This is a genomic window from Mycolicibacterium septicum DSM 44393, from assembly GCF_000455325.1.
Taxonomy (GTDB): Bacteria; Actinomycetota; Actinomycetes; order Mycobacteriales; family Mycobacteriaceae; genus Mycobacterium; species Mycobacterium septicum.
The window spans coordinates 278,042-293,015 of sequence record NZ_HG322952.1; the positions used below are offsets into that span (position 1 = coordinate 278,042).

Sequence of the window (14,974 nt, forward strand, 5' to 3'; positions counted from 1 at the left end):
TCGCGGGGTAGTCGTTCTGGCCAGTCAGCGGTCATTGGACCGCCGGACGAACTAGGACGTCTTCGCCGGCGGGCGGAAGAAGATCACCAGCTGGCCGATGCCACCCGCCAGACCGAGCACCACCGCGATCGCCAACCCGCACCAGCCGTGCAGCAGATGGTAGAAGCTGCAGTTGGAGAACAGCAGGTGATCAAGGCTGTAGCGACCGGCCCCGGTGCCTGCGATGGCCACCGCGGCCACCGCCAGGACCAGGTTGTACTCCCAGCCCTCCTTGACGATGAAGAACCCGTTGTGCCGGTGCACGGTCCAGGCCGCCACCAGCATCAGCGCCACGAACCCGGCTGCGGGCACCGGGGTCAGCAGGCCGAGGGCCAGTCCTAGACCGGCGGCGATCTCGGTGCCGGCCGCGACCCGGGCATGGAACAGGCCCGGCTTCATGCCGATGCTGTCGAACCATCCCGCGGTGCCCGGGATCCGCCCGCCACCGAAGAACTTGTTGTAGCCGTGTGCGGCCATGGTCAGGCCGAGCACCACGCGCAGGAGCAGGATCGCAGTGTCGTAAGCGGAGGAAGCCATGTAACAGAATGTAGGACATCTGTTAAGCGGCCGCCCAGCCCCCATCCACACTGAGGATCACGCCGTGGATGTTTCCGGCGTCATCACCGGCCAGGAACGTCACTGCCGCGGCCACTTCCTCGGGGGTGCTCATGCGGCGCGAGGGGATGCGGGCCAGCACTGGCGCGACATGATCGGCGGCCTCCAACGCTCGCTCCGTGGCGATCGGCCCGGGTGCCACCGCGTTCACCCGCACCCCGCTCGGGCCGTACTCGACCGCCCACGACTTGGTCAGGGAGTGCACCGCCGCCTTGGTCGACGAGTACAGCGCCGAGCGATCTCCGCCGATCAGCCCGGTGATCGAGCCGACGTTGACCACCGCACCGTGGCCGCGCTCGGCCATGCCGGGCGCCAGCGCCCCCGTCAGCAGGAAAGGCGCGATGACGTTGGTCTGGTACGACTCCAGCAGTGCCTGCTCGGAGACCTCGCCCGTGGGTTCCGGCATTCCCCAGACGCCTGCGTTGTTGACCAGGATGTCGATGTGCCCGCCTGCGGCCGCGGTGGCCTGCTGCGCGAGGTGCTGCACCTCATCGCCTCCGGCCCCGAGGTCCGCGGCGACGAACTCGGCCTGCCCTCCGGCGCTGCGGATCTCGGCGACGACGGCGTCGCCGCGTTCCTTGTTGCGGCCGCTGACGACGACGAAGGCGCCCTGGTCGGCCAGGGCCTTGGCGATGGCGACGCCGAGGCCGCCGGTGGATCCCGTGACAAGTGCTGTGCGGCCCTGCAGGCGCGTAATGTTTGGACTCATGAGTCCAGGTATAGGCCGCTGAAAATGGACCTGCAAGTCCAGAAACTGACAGCCAAGGGCGAGGCCACCCGGCGTCGGATCATCGAGGGCGCCGCCGCGGTGATCCGCAGCCACGGAGTGGCCGCCACCACGCTCGACGACATCCGCGCCCACACCCAGACCTCCAAGAGCCAGTTGTTCCACTACTTTCCCGACGGCAAGGACCAACTGCTGCTCGCGGTGGCCGAACGCGAGGCGCAGATGGTGCTGGAGGATCAGCAGCCCTACCTCGGCGAGTTGACCTCATGGGCCGCCTGGCAGCGGTGGCGCGACGCCGTGGTCGAGCGCTACCGCCGCCAGGGCCAGAGCTGCCCGCTGAGCCTGCTGATGTCGGAGATCGGCCGTACCACCCCCGGCGCCCAGGCGGTCACCAAAGCCCTGCTGCGGCAATGGCATGACGAGATCTCGGCGGGGATCCGGCACATGCAGTCGCAGGGAAAGATCGCCGCCGATCTGGATGCGGACCGGGTGGGCGCCGCGCTGCTGTCCGGGATCCAGGGCGGGGTCAGCGTGATGCTGGCCTCGGGCGATCTGAGTTACCTGGAGTCCGCGTTGGACGTCGGCATCGCGATGCTGCGCCGGTAGCCCCGCGGGACCATCACAACGCCGCCTCAAGCCGGTCGAGGTACGCGTCGACATCCCCGATCGCCGACTCCGCGGCGAACACGCTGACCGAAATGGTGTCCCCCAAGCCCGTCACGCAGTGGGTGAGCCCCACCATCGGCGACAAGCCAGGAAACGCGGCCGCCAGCCGCACCGGCATACCGCCGAAACCGAAATCCGCGGCCCCGCAATTCACGCTGGAAACCACGGTGTTCCCGGTGACCGTCGCCGAACGCGTGTCGGGATTGAATTGGCCGATCCCCCACCTCAGCAGCGGGGCCGGCGTGGCGGCGAACGCCCGTTCCGAGGCGCGCATCGCGGGGTGTGCGGCGCGTTCCCGGCGCGCCGCCAGTTCAGCGGCGATCGCGGCGCGGCGCTGCGCCACCGGCAGCGAGGGATGCAGGCCCACGCCGACGGTGCCGAAATGGTTGTACGCCTGGCGCGGACCGGATTTCGCCATGGTCACCTCGGCGCCGAGAGTGGCCGGATCTGTCCCGAGCTCACGGAGTTGACCGGCGAGCGCTTCGGATATCCCGGCCAGTGCACACACCGTCACGGTGGCGCCGGACAGCTGCGCTCGATCCCGGACGACCGTCCGCATGCTGCGTACGCCCGAGGGACGGTCGTTCGTCCGGAGCGGCGGGCGTAGCGTCGCGGCCGGAGGCACCCGCCCGGCCTCGGTGTCGGCCACCAATTGCCGGTGGGCCCTGGCCGCTTCGATGCTTCGCCACGGCAACATCGCCGGGTGGCCGTACACCGGCACCACCGGTGCGACCGCTCCCTGGCGGCCGAACATCACCGCGGCCGGGCCGCAGGTGCGCCCACCGCCGCCGAGGGCATGGGTGATCTGCAGGACCGCCACCGTGCCTGCCCCGGCGACACCGGGCATCCCCTCGACTCCGGGGAAGACGTGCAACCGCCACGGCAGTACCTGCGCGTCGAGTTGATCGTCCACCAGCCCACTCACGGCCGCCAGGCAACCCAGCCACGTCGAATCGTCGAGATCGTGTACCACGAACCGGGATTCGTCGACCCGGGACGGCACCCAGGCCGGGTAGTGCAGCCGGGCGGTGTCGTCGATGCGTTGCGACAGGTCTGGCGCGGTGCGGGCATTCGCCGCCAGCTCGCCCAGCGCCCCCGTCAGATCGGCAGGTACACCGTCGAATCCGTAGAGCAGGACGGTGTCGTTGGGCATCCTGGACGACATCCAGAACATCTGCGCATCGACCGCAGTGAGTCGGTTAGCCGGCACGTCCGACGAAATCCAGGATGCGGGCGGCCGTGACATCCGGCTGATCGAGTTGCAGGAAGTGACCGCCGGACTCGACGACGTGGGCGTCGCTGCCCGCCGGCAGCACCTCGCGCACCCACCGGATGTAATCCGGTGCGGCACAGCCATCGTCGGTGCCGTGCAGGTACAGCGACGGTAGCACCGGCGGCAGCAGCCAGTGCCTGTGCAGCTCGGCGTACTGCGCCGGCGGCTTGCTCATGCGGATCGTGGCCCGGTAGTAGCCCAAGGCAGCGCGCCACCGGTCCGGCGCACCGATCGCGGCCTCGACGTGGCGCAGATCCTCGGCCGCGTCGTATCCCGGCGACCACGTCTTCCACAGCCGGGGCACCACCCAGGACGCCGAACGCTCAGGAAGCCACGGCAATTGGAAGTACATCATGTACCAGCTGCGCAACGCCTGACGCGGCAACTGGGCCAGCAGCTTGCCGGCATCGGGCACCCGGCCCAACGGCTGAAACGATGCCAACGGCGGCACCGACATGATCACGGCCTTCTTGAACGGATTGTCCGGCAACGCCGCAACGCCCGACGCCGCCATGGCACCCCAGTCGTGGCCGATGATGACATCGCGTCCGGTGGGGCCGACCAACTGCAGCAGCCGCAGGGCATCGTCCATCAGCGCCCCGACGTGATAGCTCCCGTCGGCCGGAGTCGACGAGGGCAGGTAACCCCGCATGAACGGGGCGACCACTTTCCAGCCGGCCTCCGCCAGAACGGGCGCCACCTTGCGCCAGCCGTGGGCGGTGTCAGGAAAACCGTGAAGACACAACGCAACCGGGCCGTCCTCAGGCCCCCACACCAGCGCCTGCAACTGCACAGCCGGGGTGGCGACCTCGATCAAGCGTGGCTCGGTCACAGCGGCACCGGTTCGTACTCGGACATCAGCCAGCGGTCGCCCTCTTTGACCAAGGTGGCGCGGGCAACCGACGGGGTCTTCTGTGGCATGTGGTTTCCGACCTGGACGCTCTGGTTGACGAACAACACCATCTCGACACTGCCGGGCTTCACGCTCACCGTCCCCGCCCGCAACACCTCGGCGACGGCCGCGATCTGCTGCGCATGCGCTGCCGGGATGACCTCGTTGATCATCGCGGTGTAGGTGCCCAGAAAGTCCCCGGTCATCCGGTCACGGGCCGCGCTGAGCTGCTGATCGACGGTCTCGGTCTCATACGACAGCATCTGGGCAGTGATCTCTTTGGCCGCCTGAACCGCTTCATCTCGGGCCGTGGCGCTCTGGTCCTCCGACACGGTGAGCCACCGCAGCACCCCGCAGGTCAATGCCAACACCAGAGCGAGTGCCCCCAGTACAACCGGCAGGCTGACCCGCGAGCGGGCGCGCGACGGTTCGGGTTCGGCGGGCTCTTCAGCGGTCTCCTCGGCCTCCGTCTCGTCAGCCTCGGCGTCGGTCTCGTCGGCCTCTACCTCGTCGGCCTCGGCCGCGGCGTCGACCGACTCCTCCACGACCGACTCGGCGTCGGCAGACTCCACAGCTGCGGCCGGTTCCTCGGCGATCGATTCTTCGACGGTTTCCGGCTCGGGGCTTGCCGATTCGGAGTTCTCTGCAGCAGCCGCCGCGGCCTTACGGCGCCCGGCCGGCGGCATCGTGTGCCGGCCGCTCATTGGATGAACTCCACGTTGGAAACCTTCGCCTTGCCTTCAATGTCCTGCACCGTCAACACTATTCGCCACACCTGCGGCGTCTGCTCCGGCACGCCCGCATTCGTCGACCGGACGGTCACCGAGACGAGAACATCCGCCTTGTCGTCCGAGTAGGACTCCAGCCCCGATGAGGTCACCGTGCCCACCGACTTCGACTTGATCTGCTTGACCACTTCGAGGAAGGACTTCGAACGCTTCTCGAAGTCGTCGTAGAACTTCCCGGCCGACGTGTCCAGTACTCGCTGGATGTCGTCCTCGGCGTGCTCCCAGTCGATGCTCGTGAGGTTCGTGGCGCCCAGCCGGGCGGTGTCCACGAACATCGCGCGTCGCTGCTGTTCGTGATGGACCTGATAGAAGTTGTAGCCCAGCCAACCGGTCAGCGCCGCGAGTGCGACGACGAGCACCACTCCGACAATCGCCGCCGTCGGCCTGCGCAGCAACCCGCGCCGCTTCGGCGCCGAAGCCTCAGCAGCCTCTTCGACCGCTTCGGACTCGGGTTCTGCGGCCTCGGCCGACTCTTCTTCAGCCTCGGATTCGGGGGCCTCGGCTTCAGGGGCGGACTGGCTCGACTCCTCGGTCTCGGTCGGCTCGACCGGCTCGGTGTCAGCGCTGTCGGCTGCCATTCATCTGCTCCTCGGTGGCACTGCGTGGCGCGTGCAATGGCACGCGTGCGGTCCAAAGTACGTGGCACCGGTCACACCGTCATCAGCGGTACCGGCAGTCCCGGATAGGCCCGCGCGGTCCCCGCCCTACCGGCTGCCGGGCTCCCGGGACGTGACGCGCGCCCCGACCGCACGCAAGGCAAAGTCCACCGCCGCGGCACAGGCGCACTCCCAATCTCCATCGGGCCCCAGACGGGACAACTCATGGCTGACCACCGCGCGGATGGCCGCCGCATCCCGCTCCGGCCTGGTCAGCGGCAACGATCCGTCGTCCCGGCCGCGACGCAAGAGGCCCGCCAGCGACCGTTCGCGGTCGAGGCGCCACTGCTCTTGCACGGACTGGTAGCCCTTGGCCGAGCGGACCTCCTCCAAATCCAGAACCAACGCGCGCCCACGCAACCGCGCATCGCGGATCACGTCGAACGACACCCTGATCCATTGCGCCAGCTGATCTGCCGGCGCACCGTCGGTGCCATCGGCGATCTGGTCGAGCCGTCGGCCCAGCGACTTGCCCGAACTCTCCTGCATGGCCAGGAACAACGCGTCCTTGGACTCGAAGTGCCGGTAGAACGCCCGGGTGGACAGCCCCGCCCTGGCCAGCACCGCAGCGATCGGCACGGCCCCGGTGTGGGGCTCCGACAGGCAGGTGAAGGCGGCCTTGATGATCGCGTGGCGCTCATCGGCCATCGCATCATCTACGTCGCCACCTGGCTTGCTCTGCACGGTTGACGATTCTAGGAACGTCGGGTCGCAGATGCGGCGAAAACCCACCTGGGTAACGTGACCTCCCGGGGCCTGCCGAGAGGAATGTCCGTGAACACCGGGAATACCGAGCACAGCGATTCGCGCACCGTCACGTTCCGGGGAGTCGACGACCTGAACCTGGTCGGCGACGAATGGAACCGGGATGCCGCATCGGCTGCCGGCCGGCCCACGGTCCTGCTGCTGCACGGAGGTGGGCAGAACCGGTACTCCTGGAAGAACACGGGACAGATCCTGGCCGATCGCGGTTTGCATGTGATCGCGCTCGACGCACGTGGTCACGGCGACAGCGACCGCTCACCCAGCGCGAACTATTCGGTGGAAATGCTGTGCGCGGACGTGCAGCAGGTGCTGTATCAGATCGGTCGCCCGGTGGTGCTGATCGGAGCCAGCATGGGTGGGCTGACCAGCATCCTGGCTGCGCATGAAGCGGGCCCGGAACTGGTCACCAAGCTCGTGCTGGTCGATGTGGTGCCGCGGTTCGAGAAGAGCGGCAGCGCCCGCATCCGCGATTTCATGTTCACCAACGTGGACGGCTTCGATTCCCTGGAACAGGCCGCCGACGCCGTCTCCTCCTATCTGCCGCATCGCACCAAGCCGCGTAGCCCGGAGGGGCTGAAGAAGAATCTGCGGCTGCGCGACGGGCGCTGGTACTGGCACTGGGATCCGGCGTTCCTCACCAAGCCCGAGGACGACCCGTTCATCCGGGTGGAGAAGCTCGAGCAGGCCGCGATGAACCTGACCATCCCGATCCTGCTGATCCGCGGCAAGCTGTCCGATGTGGTCAGCCCCGAAGGCGTGCAGGACTTTCTGGACAAGGTGCCTGCTGCCGAGTTCGTCGAGTTGTCCGATGCGGGGCACACCGCCGCCGGTGACGACAACGACGCGTTCTCCGAAGTCGTCGTGGAGTTCGTCGGGCGGTGAGCGCCGAGACCGACACCGTCGGCTTCAACTTTCTGCGCGAACCTGAGCTGCCCGCTCCTCAGGTCGGTGAATCGCAGGCTCGCGACATCCTGGCCGCCCATTTCGGCCTGGATGCGAGCGTGAAATCGCTTGGAAGCCAGCAGGACAAGAATTTCCTGGTCGGCGACGGCGACGCGGTCACCGGCGTGCTGAAGATCGCGAACCCGGCCTTCAACGAGATCGAGCTGGCTGCCCAGGAGCTGGCCGCGGACCTGATCGCGGCGGCCGAACCAGGCTTGCGGGTGGCCCAGTCACTGCCCAACCAGCGCGGCGAGAAGCTCACTGCGGTAACCGGTCTGGGCTCGAACCGGGCCGACGGCACCGCCTACGTGAGGCTGCTGCGCCACCTACCCGGCGGAACCCTGATCGAATCCGGTTACCTACCTCCGGCCACAGTCGCCGAACTGGGCGCCCTCGCCGGGCGGGTCAGCCGGGCATTGGCCGACTTCAGCCATCCGGGCCTGGACCGTGTCCTGCAGTGGGACCTGCGCTTCGGGGCCGAGGTGGTACGCAGGCTGGTCTCCCATGTCGACGACGACGCCGCGCGTTCCCGGCTGCAGGCTGCGGCCGATCAGGCGTGGGCACGCATAGAGCCGCTGGCCGACAGCCTGCCCCGACAGGCCGTGCACATGGACCTCACCGACGCCAATGTGGTGGTGTCCCACGCCATCGGCGGTGTTGTGCATCCCGACGGGATCATCGATCTCGGCGATCTATCCGACAGCTGGGCCGTGAGCGAACTGGCCATCACCCTGTCCTCGGTCCTGCAACACCCGGGCAGCGATCCGACGTCCGTGCTACCCGGGATCCGGGCCTTCCACGCCATCCGGCCACTGAGCGTCGCCGAGGCAGAAGCCTTGTGGCCGTTGCTGGTTCTGCGCACGGCGGTGTTGATCGTCAGCGGTGCCCACCAGGCCGGTTTCGATCCTGACAACGACTACATCACCGAGCAGTCCGACGGCGAGTGGTTGATGTTCGAACGCGCCACCTCGCTGCCCATCGACGTGATGACCGCGCTGGTCAAGGCCGACCTGGGCCTGGCGCCACCGCCCACTCCCGTGCCGGTCGCCCGCCCGATGATTGCCGCACCGCAATCGGTGACGACGCTGGATCTGTCCGCGACGGCCGACGATCTGGACGACGCGTTCATCGCCGGCGGCTGGGTACGGCACGACGTCGAGGACGAATTGGCCAGGGCCGCAATCGATACCGGTGCCAGTTTGGTCGTGACCGCGTTCGGCCAACCGCGGATCTCGCGCGCCCCGGCGTTGAGCCAGGAAGAGCCCGCGGTGGTGCCCACCGGCGTGAGCATCTGGCCGGCAGATCGACTCGAGCTGGTGACGCCGTTCGACGGTGAGGTCATCGACCGTTCGCCGGATTCGGTGACACTCCGCGGCACTGAGTACGAGCTGACACTCACCGGCATCAGTTCCGCCTCCGGCGCGGGCGATGTTCTGGGCATGGCCGAGCCGGGCCGCTGGACGCACGTGGCGCTGCGTCCGGTCGGTGCGCCCCGCGCCCCTGAGCTCAGCACCCCGGGCCTGGCGCCGGGATGGCTGGCGTGCGTGCGTGATCCGCGGCCGCTGCTGGGGCTGGCGCCGCTCGATTCAGAGCCGACCGACGTCGACCTGATGGCCCGGCGGGACCGGGCGTTCGCGCCTGTCCAAGAGCACTACTACCGCCGGCCGCCGCGTATCGAACGAGGCTGGCGGCACTTCCTGATGTCCACCAGTGGGCGTTGCCATCTGGACATGGTCAACAACGTCACGGTGTTGGGCCATGCGCACCCGCGGGTCGCCGCCGCCGCGGCCAGGCAGCTGCGCAAGCTGAACACCAACTCCCGGTTCAACTACGCCGCCGTCGTCGAGTTCAGTGAACGCCTTGCCGGGCTGCTACCGGAACCTCTGGACACGGTGTTCCTGGTCAACTCCGGGTCCGAGGCCAGCGATCTGGCATTGCGGTTGGCCACCGCGGCGGCCGGCCGCCCCGATGTCGTGGCAATGCGCGAGGCGTATCACGGCTGGACGTACGGCACCGACGCCGTGTCGACCTCCACCGCGGACAACCCCAATGCGCTTACCACCCGGCCGGATTGGGTGCACACCGTCGAATCGCCCAACAGCTTCCGCGGAAAGTACCGCGGCAGTGAGGTGGGTCGCTACGCCGCCGATGCGGTGGCCCAGATCGAGGGATTGATCGCGGACGGGCGCGCCCCGGCGGCGTTCATCTGCGAGACGGTCTACGGCAATGCCGGCGGCATGGCCCTGCCCGACGGATACCTGCAGCAGATCTATGCGACCGTTCGCGGCGCGGGCGGCTACGCCGTCGCCGACGAGGTGCAGGTGGGATACGGCCGCCTGGGCGAATGGTTTTGGGGCTTCCAGCAGCAAGGCGTCGTCCCCGACATCGTGTCGATGGCGAAGTCCGTCGGCAACGGCTACCCGCTCGGTGCGGTGGTCACCAGCCGCGAGATCGCCGAAGCGTTCCGCAGCCAGGGCTACTTCTTCTCCTCTACCGGCGGCAGCCCGTTGTCGTGCGCGATCGGAATGACCGTGCTCGATGTGCTGGACGACGAAGCGCTGCAAGCCAACGCGGCCCGCGTGGGCGCGCATCTGAAGTCGCGACTCGAAGCGCTGGCGACGCGACATCCGATCATCGGCACCGTTCACGGCGTCGGCCTGTACCTGGGTGTCGAGATGATCCGTGATCCTCAGACCCTGGAGCCTGCCACCGAGGAAACGGCATTGATCTGCGATCGGATGCTCGAGCTCGGCGTGATCATCCAGCCGACCGGCGACCACCAGAACATCCTGAAAACCAAGCCGCCGTTGTGCATTGACGTCGAAGCCGCCGATTTCTACGCCGACGCACTGGACCGGGTGCTCACCGAGGGCTGGTGAGCAAGACCGTCCCGCAGGCCGGCTTATCGCGCCCGGTCAGCCTGTTCGGCCTCGGCCAACCGCTGGTGGAGCCGCTCCCGGATGTCCTGCGGGGTGTAGGCGTTGCGGCGGCGCTGGTCCCGCGCCACCATCACTCCACCCGCGACGACACCGGCGACACCGGCCAGCCCGACCCACTTCCAGATACTCCGCATGCACCAAGTGTGCATAAGCTTCGCTTGTGAAAGCGAACACCGTGTCGTTGACCAAGGCGCTGGAGGAGACCCGGACCGGTGACATCTGGCTGTTTCGCGGTGGCTCCGGGCCGGACCGGGCGATCCAGACCCTGACCAACAGCCCGGTCAACCACGTCGGCATGACGGTGGCGATAGACGACCTGCCGCCGCTGATCTGGCACGCCGAGCTCGGCGACAAGCTGCTCGACATGTGGACCGGCACCAACCATCGCGGCGTGCAACTCAACGACGCCCGCCAGGTCGTCGAACGCTGGGAACACAGCTACGGGCAGCGCTGCTGGTTGCGTCAGCTCACCCCGTTCGCGTCCCGTGAACAGGAGGACCAACTCCTCAAGGTGATCGCCCGGATGAACGGCACGGCCTTCCCCACCACCGCACGACTGACCGGACGTTGGCTGCGCGGACGGGTACCGATCATCAGCGACTTCACCCGAGGAATTCCCTTCGTCCACAGCAAGGTTCGCGAATCCGCCGAACGCAAGAAGGAGCGTGGCCGGCAGGTCGGGCTGGAGACCGCGTACTGCGCCGAGACGGTGGCCATCACCTACGAGGAGATGGGCCTGCTGACCACCGAGAAGCACTACAACTGGTTCGATCCCGGCTCGTTCTGGAGTGGTGACGAGTTGCCGCTGACCGCCGGCTACGCATTGGGCGATGAGATCTCCGTGATCGTCGACTGATCCCGCCTATACCTGCTGGCAGGTATAGGCGGATTGCCGCCAGCACTGAGGCATTCCGGCACTCGGATCGTAAGGCTGGACCTGACAACCCCCACCAGCCCCGGAGGTCTTCGGATGGGCCGTATGCGCGTCGCCGAGGCGATGGCCGGACTACCCGAGGCGCACCGCGCTGTTCTGAACCGGGCGTACTACCTGGGCTGGACCACCGGGAAGATCGCCGAGGATCTCGGGATTGCCGAAGTCACGGTCAAATCCCGGCTGCACGACGCGCTCCATCGGCTGAAGCTGACCCTGGCCGCAACGGGGTGCGACACCGCGCCCGGGACATAACGGTTCGCGGCCTCCCGGGATGAAACTCGCCGAACGCCGGACCACGCCCCGCTGTCGCGGCACAATTGCCTGGTGGGGATGGCATTTTTGCGGCCGACGCGACGCCTCACGAGAGGGGACCGACCATGGGCCCGATTTCGCGGTTGGCAGTCGTCATGGCGGCCTCGGGCGGCCTGGCTTTGGCCGGGTTGGGTCTCGGGGCCGGCGCAATCCTCGCGGACCCGGCCTCCGGCCCGAGTTATGAGGGCGGGAACTGCCCGGGCGGTCTCACGTGCACCCACTGGTGCCCAGGTGATCCCCCGATACCGGGCAGCCAGGTCATCACCTGGGACGCCGGCATCTGCCACGATTGGTACTGGAACTCCGAGGGTGTCGTGGACATCGCCTCCAACACCATCTACCCGTGGCACGGCGTTCCGCATGAGGCGCCACCGCCACCGGTTCTGGGACCGCGGCAGCCGCCCCCTCCCCCGCAGCCACTGCCGGCGGATTGCCCGCCCTGGTCCCCGATCCTGGCCCCGTCGCGATGCGGTGGGCTCTGACGCCCGCTGTCGCGACCTCGTCGGCGAGTGCGGCGCGCCATGCCCGCGCAGAATTCACGCTTGCGTCATTATGTTAATGTCCATTCCACGATGGATCGGGCAGGTATCAGGCTAGATGCCCACCATCAAGATCACCATCCGGTGATCTATGTGAATGACTATTCACGCTTTGGGGGGCAGCGATGACCGAAACGACATCCAGGAACGGCAACGGCGCGCGCACAGCGGCAGACGACGGTCCGACCGAGGCCGACATCAGCCGGATCACCAAGACCCTGCGGGCGACCTTTCGTAGTGGCCGGACCCGATCAGCACAGTGGCGAGCGGATCAACTGAGCCGGCTGGCGCAGATGATGACCGACAACGAGACGCAGATCATCGATGCACTGTCGGCAGATCTCGGTCGCGCGCCCTTCGAATCCTGGCTGACCGATATCGCCGGCACAGTGGCCGAAGCACGTTACGCCGCAAAGCATGTCAAGCGCTGGATGCGTCGCGACCGGCGAATGCTCGAATTGCCCCAGTTGCCCGGACGCGGTTGGGTCGAGTACGAGCCCTACGGGACCGTCCTGATCATCGGAACCTGGAACCTCCCGTTCCTGCTCACATTGGGGCCCGCCATCAGCGCCATCGCGGCCGGGAACACCGTGTTGGTCAAGCCGTCCGAGTTCGCCCCGCAGACATCACGGCTGTTGGCGGAGCTGGTACCGCGCTACCTCGACCATGATGCGGTGGCCGTGGTCGAAGGGGCACGCTCGACCAGCGAGCTGCTGCTCGAGCAGGCGTTCGACCGGATCTTGTTCACCGGCGGAGCCCAGACCGGCCGAAAGGTCCTGGCGGCGGCAGCACGGCATCTGACACCCGTCACCCTAGAGCTGGGCGGGAAGAGCCCGGTGATCCTCGCCGAGGACTGCGATGTCGACGCCGCGGCTGCCAGGGTCGCGTGGACGAAGCTCATCAATTCGGGGCAGGTCTGCGTCGCTCCCGACTACGTGCTGGCCCACCGCGGCGTCGCCGAGCACTTCGTCGACCGGGTGTGCGACGCGTGGGTGCGGTTCCGGGAGAACCAGCCAAAAGGCATGCGAATCCTCAACATCGACCACGTTGAGCGCCTGGGTGAATACCTGATCGAAACCCGTGGGGACATCATCTTCGGAGGCGGCATCGACCGGGCGTCGCTATCCGTAGAACCGACGGTGGTGCTCAACCCAGACCCGTCGGAACCATTGATGACCGAGGAGATCTTCGGACCGATCCTTCCGGTGCTCACCGTCGATTCCCTGGACGAAGCAATAGATTTCGTGAACGACAGACCCAAACCGCTTGCCGCCTATCTGTTCAGCCGATCCCGCGGAGTGCGCGACCGCGTCGTCACCGAGGTGTCGGCCGGCGGAATGCTGATCAACCACGTGGCCTTCCAAGCCTCCACCACGCGACTGCCGTTCGGCGGGGTGGGCAGCTCCGGCATGGGCGCCTACCACGGGCATTGGGGCTTCCAGGAATTCAGCCACGCCAAGACGGTGCTCACCAAACCAACCCGGCCCGATCTGTCCAAGATGTTGTACCCGCCCTACAGTGACCGGGCCTGGAAGCTGGCGCGCAAGCTGTTCTGAGCGACCTGCATCTCAGCTATCGAGGGCGTGCTTCACCAGCTCGACGTCCAGTGTCGGAATGTGGACGTCGAATGATCCGGTGGCGCAGGCGAGATCGAACGCGGTGAACTTCGGTCCGATGGGATTCTCCCCCGATCCCGTCAGCGTCACCGGCGGGGTCAGGCTGATGGCGTTCTTGTCGCGGCCGCGCCAGATCACGGGCTCGCCGCGGGTGAGTGAGAGCGTTCCCAGCTTGGCCCGGGAGGTCGCCCCCTTGGGCCGCAGGAAGCAACTGACCTGCAACGTCACCCCGGACTGCAGGTCGGACAGATCCGCTGCGGGGTCCGGCCGCTTGCCTGCGAACCAGACCTTCAAGACGTCGGTGAAGGTCTGCGTGCCGGCCGCTCGACGGGTGTTCGATGCCACGAGCGCAGAGTGTAATGAGGTTCGGGGCTCTTCACCTGTCGTCAGACGATCCCTCGTGCGGCCCACGCGGTGGCGGTCACCGTGAAGGGGCCGTTGCCCAGGTGCTCGCGAGCCACTGATTCGAGATGTGCACGCCGGTCGTCATCGAGCCCGTGGACGTAGTCACCGGCGGGACCGACACCGAATGTGTAGGGCTCCCACCACTCCTCGAACGTGGGATGCACGACATCGACCGCAAGAGCACGCTCTTCCACACCGCGCAGGCCGGCGGCTTCGAATATCTCGCTCAGGTGCCCGTTGCGCGCCCCGGAGAGAAGCGCCTCGTCCTGCGCGTCAGGGTCGATGAGGTGAACGGCCTCCCAGAACGGCGCCAGCGCGCCGGTCGGACCATCCCACACGCATGCCGCGATGACACCGTCGCGTCGCGTCACGCGCGCCATCTGCCGGATACCGACCACCGGATCCGCCATGAAGTGCACGACCAATTGCGCCAGGGCAGCATCGAAAGCTGCTGTGTCATAGGGCAATTCCTCGGCGGTACCCCGGCGCGCGTCGATATCGGGAAATCGCGCGTGGATCGCGTCGACGAACGGCGGTGACGGGTCGATCGCTGTGACCTCGGCTCCGAACGCCAGCAAGTGCGCCGTCAGCGCCCCCGGCCCGCATCCCACGTCGAGCACCTTGTCGCCCGCGCCGACCCCGGAAAACACCGCGAACACCTCCGCAAGAGGCTCGGCGTACCGGCCCATGAAGCGTGTATAGGCGTCCGGCGGGACAGCAAAACCCACGAGAAAATGCTACGTCGCCGGCCCCGTCACGCAACCAGTTCGCGGCTCAATACCCATTGAACGGTGCAGACGTCCGCCAACCATGGCCTCCGTTCGTGACACTGCGGCGAGTGTGCACGTTACGTAGGAAATTCGCGC

The 14,974-nt window shown here is 67.4% G+C and carries 17 protein-coding genes; 7 read left to right on the forward strand and 10 right to left on the reverse strand.

From position 1 onward, the window contains the following. Nucleotides 1–51 precede the first annotated feature (51 nt). Entirely contained in the window at nucleotides 52–576 is a 525-nt protein-coding gene (locus TX88_RS21240) for a DoxX family protein (RefSeq protein ID WP_044519897.1), read from the reverse strand. A 22-nt stretch (nucleotides 577–598) separates the two neighbouring features. Continuing rightward, nucleotides 599–1,363, reverse strand: a complete 765-nt coding sequence (locus tag TX88_RS21245; protein WP_044519898.1) for an SDR family NAD(P)-dependent oxidoreductase — start codon at nucleotides 1,361–1,363, stop codon at nucleotides 599–601. A 24-nt stretch (nucleotides 1,364–1,387) separates the two neighbouring features. Between TX88_RS21245 and TX88_RS21250 the strand changes: the two genes are divergently transcribed. After that, on the forward strand, nucleotides 1,388–1,987 hold the full coding sequence (locus tag TX88_RS21250; protein WP_044519899.1) for a TetR/AcrR family transcriptional regulator: 600 nt from the start codon (nucleotides 1,388–1,390) through the stop codon (nucleotides 1,985–1,987). 13 nt (nucleotides 1,988–2,000) lie between these two features. On the opposite strand, the gene TX88_RS21255 is transcribed toward TX88_RS21250, so the two are convergent. The 5 genes from TX88_RS21255 to TX88_RS21275 all read right to left on the reverse strand — a co-directional run bounded on the left by TX88_RS21255 (nucleotide 2,001) and on the right by TX88_RS21275 (nucleotide 6,340). Further along, nucleotides 2,001–3,212: a WS/DGAT domain-containing protein gene (locus TX88_RS21255; protein WP_247613960.1), complete on the reverse strand. Its 1,212-nt coding sequence runs from the start codon at nucleotides 3,210–3,212 to the stop codon at nucleotides 2,001–2,003. A 34-nt stretch (nucleotides 3,213–3,246) separates the two neighbouring features. After that, entirely contained in the window at nucleotides 3,247–4,152 is a 906-nt protein-coding gene (locus TX88_RS21260) for an alpha/beta fold hydrolase (protein WP_044519901.1), read from the reverse strand. Continuing rightward, nucleotides 4,149–4,916 carry a hypothetical protein gene (locus tag TX88_RS21265; RefSeq protein ID WP_044519902.1) on the reverse strand — a complete coding sequence of 256 codons (768 nt, stop codon included), beginning with the start codon at nucleotides 4,914–4,916 and terminating at the stop codon, nucleotides 4,149–4,151. The genes TX88_RS21260 and TX88_RS21265 overlap by 4 nt, the downstream gene beginning before the upstream one ends. Further along, entirely contained in the window at nucleotides 4,913–5,578 is a 666-nt protein-coding gene (locus TX88_RS21270; protein ID WP_044519903.1) for an Rv1363c family protein, read from the reverse strand. Before TX88_RS21270 ends, TX88_RS21265 begins: the two co-directional genes overlap by 4 nt. A 126-nt stretch (nucleotides 5,579–5,704) precedes the next feature. Further along, entirely contained in the window at nucleotides 5,705–6,340 is a 636-nt protein-coding gene (locus TX88_RS21275) for a TetR/AcrR family transcriptional regulator (protein ID WP_244438558.1), read from the reverse strand. Nucleotides 6,341–6,430: 90 nt separating this feature from the next. Here TX88_RS21275 and TX88_RS21280 point away from each other — a divergent pair, with 90 nt between their 5' ends. Continuing rightward, nucleotides 6,431–7,303, forward strand: coding sequence for an alpha/beta fold hydrolase (locus TX88_RS21280; protein WP_409365886.1), 873 nt, complete (start codon nucleotides 6,431–6,433; stop codon nucleotides 7,301–7,303). Beyond that, nucleotides 7,300–10,242, forward strand: a complete 2,943-nt coding sequence (locus tag TX88_RS21285) for an aminotransferase (RefSeq protein WP_044519905.1) — start codon at nucleotides 7,300–7,302, stop codon at nucleotides 10,240–10,242. The genes TX88_RS21280 and TX88_RS21285 overlap by 4 nt, the downstream gene beginning before the upstream one ends. 23 nt (nucleotides 10,243–10,265) lie before the next feature. On the opposite strand, the gene TX88_RS34570 is transcribed toward TX88_RS21285, so the two are convergent. Next, complete coding sequence (locus tag TX88_RS34570) at nucleotides 10,266–10,436, reverse strand: hypothetical protein (RefSeq protein ID WP_110918120.1); 171 nt, start codon at nucleotides 10,434–10,436, stop codon at nucleotides 10,266–10,268. 41 nt (nucleotides 10,437–10,477) lie between these two features. Between TX88_RS34570 and TX88_RS21290 the strand changes: the two genes are divergently transcribed. From TX88_RS21290 to TX88_RS21300, 4 genes are all read left to right on the forward strand, one after another. After that, nucleotides 10,478–11,158, forward strand: coding sequence for a guanylate cyclase (locus TX88_RS21290; RefSeq protein ID WP_110918175.1), 681 nt, complete (start codon nucleotides 10,478–10,480; stop codon nucleotides 11,156–11,158). 114 nt (nucleotides 11,159–11,272) lie between these two features. Then, nucleotides 11,273–11,488, forward strand: coding sequence for a sigma factor-like helix-turn-helix DNA-binding protein (locus TX88_RS21295; protein WP_049925244.1), 216 nt, complete (start codon nucleotides 11,273–11,275; stop codon nucleotides 11,486–11,488). 125 nt (nucleotides 11,489–11,613) lie between these two features. Then, a complete protein-coding gene (locus TX88_RS33450; RefSeq protein ID WP_084622046.1) occupies nucleotides 11,614–12,030 on the forward strand; it encodes a hypothetical protein in 417 nt (138 codons plus the stop codon). Between the two features lie 182 nt (nucleotides 12,031–12,212). Beyond that, nucleotides 12,213–13,643, forward strand: a complete 1,431-nt coding sequence (locus TX88_RS21300; RefSeq protein WP_084622048.1) for an aldehyde dehydrogenase family protein — start codon at nucleotides 12,213–12,215, stop codon at nucleotides 13,641–13,643. 12 nt (nucleotides 13,644–13,655) lie between these two features. On the opposite strand, the gene TX88_RS21305 is transcribed toward TX88_RS21300, so the two are convergent. Then, the gene (locus tag TX88_RS21305) at nucleotides 13,656–14,048 is read right to left on the reverse strand and encodes a hypothetical protein (protein ID WP_044519907.1); all 393 of its coding nucleotides are present in this window, start codon (nucleotides 14,046–14,048) and stop codon (nucleotides 13,656–13,658) included. Nucleotides 14,049–14,089: 41 nt separating this feature from the next. Beyond that, nucleotides 14,090–14,836 carry a class I SAM-dependent methyltransferase gene (locus TX88_RS21310; RefSeq protein WP_044519908.1) on the reverse strand — a complete coding sequence of 249 codons (747 nt, stop codon included), beginning with the start codon at nucleotides 14,834–14,836 and terminating at the stop codon, nucleotides 14,090–14,092. Between the last annotated feature and the right edge of the window lie 138 nt (nucleotides 14,837–14,974).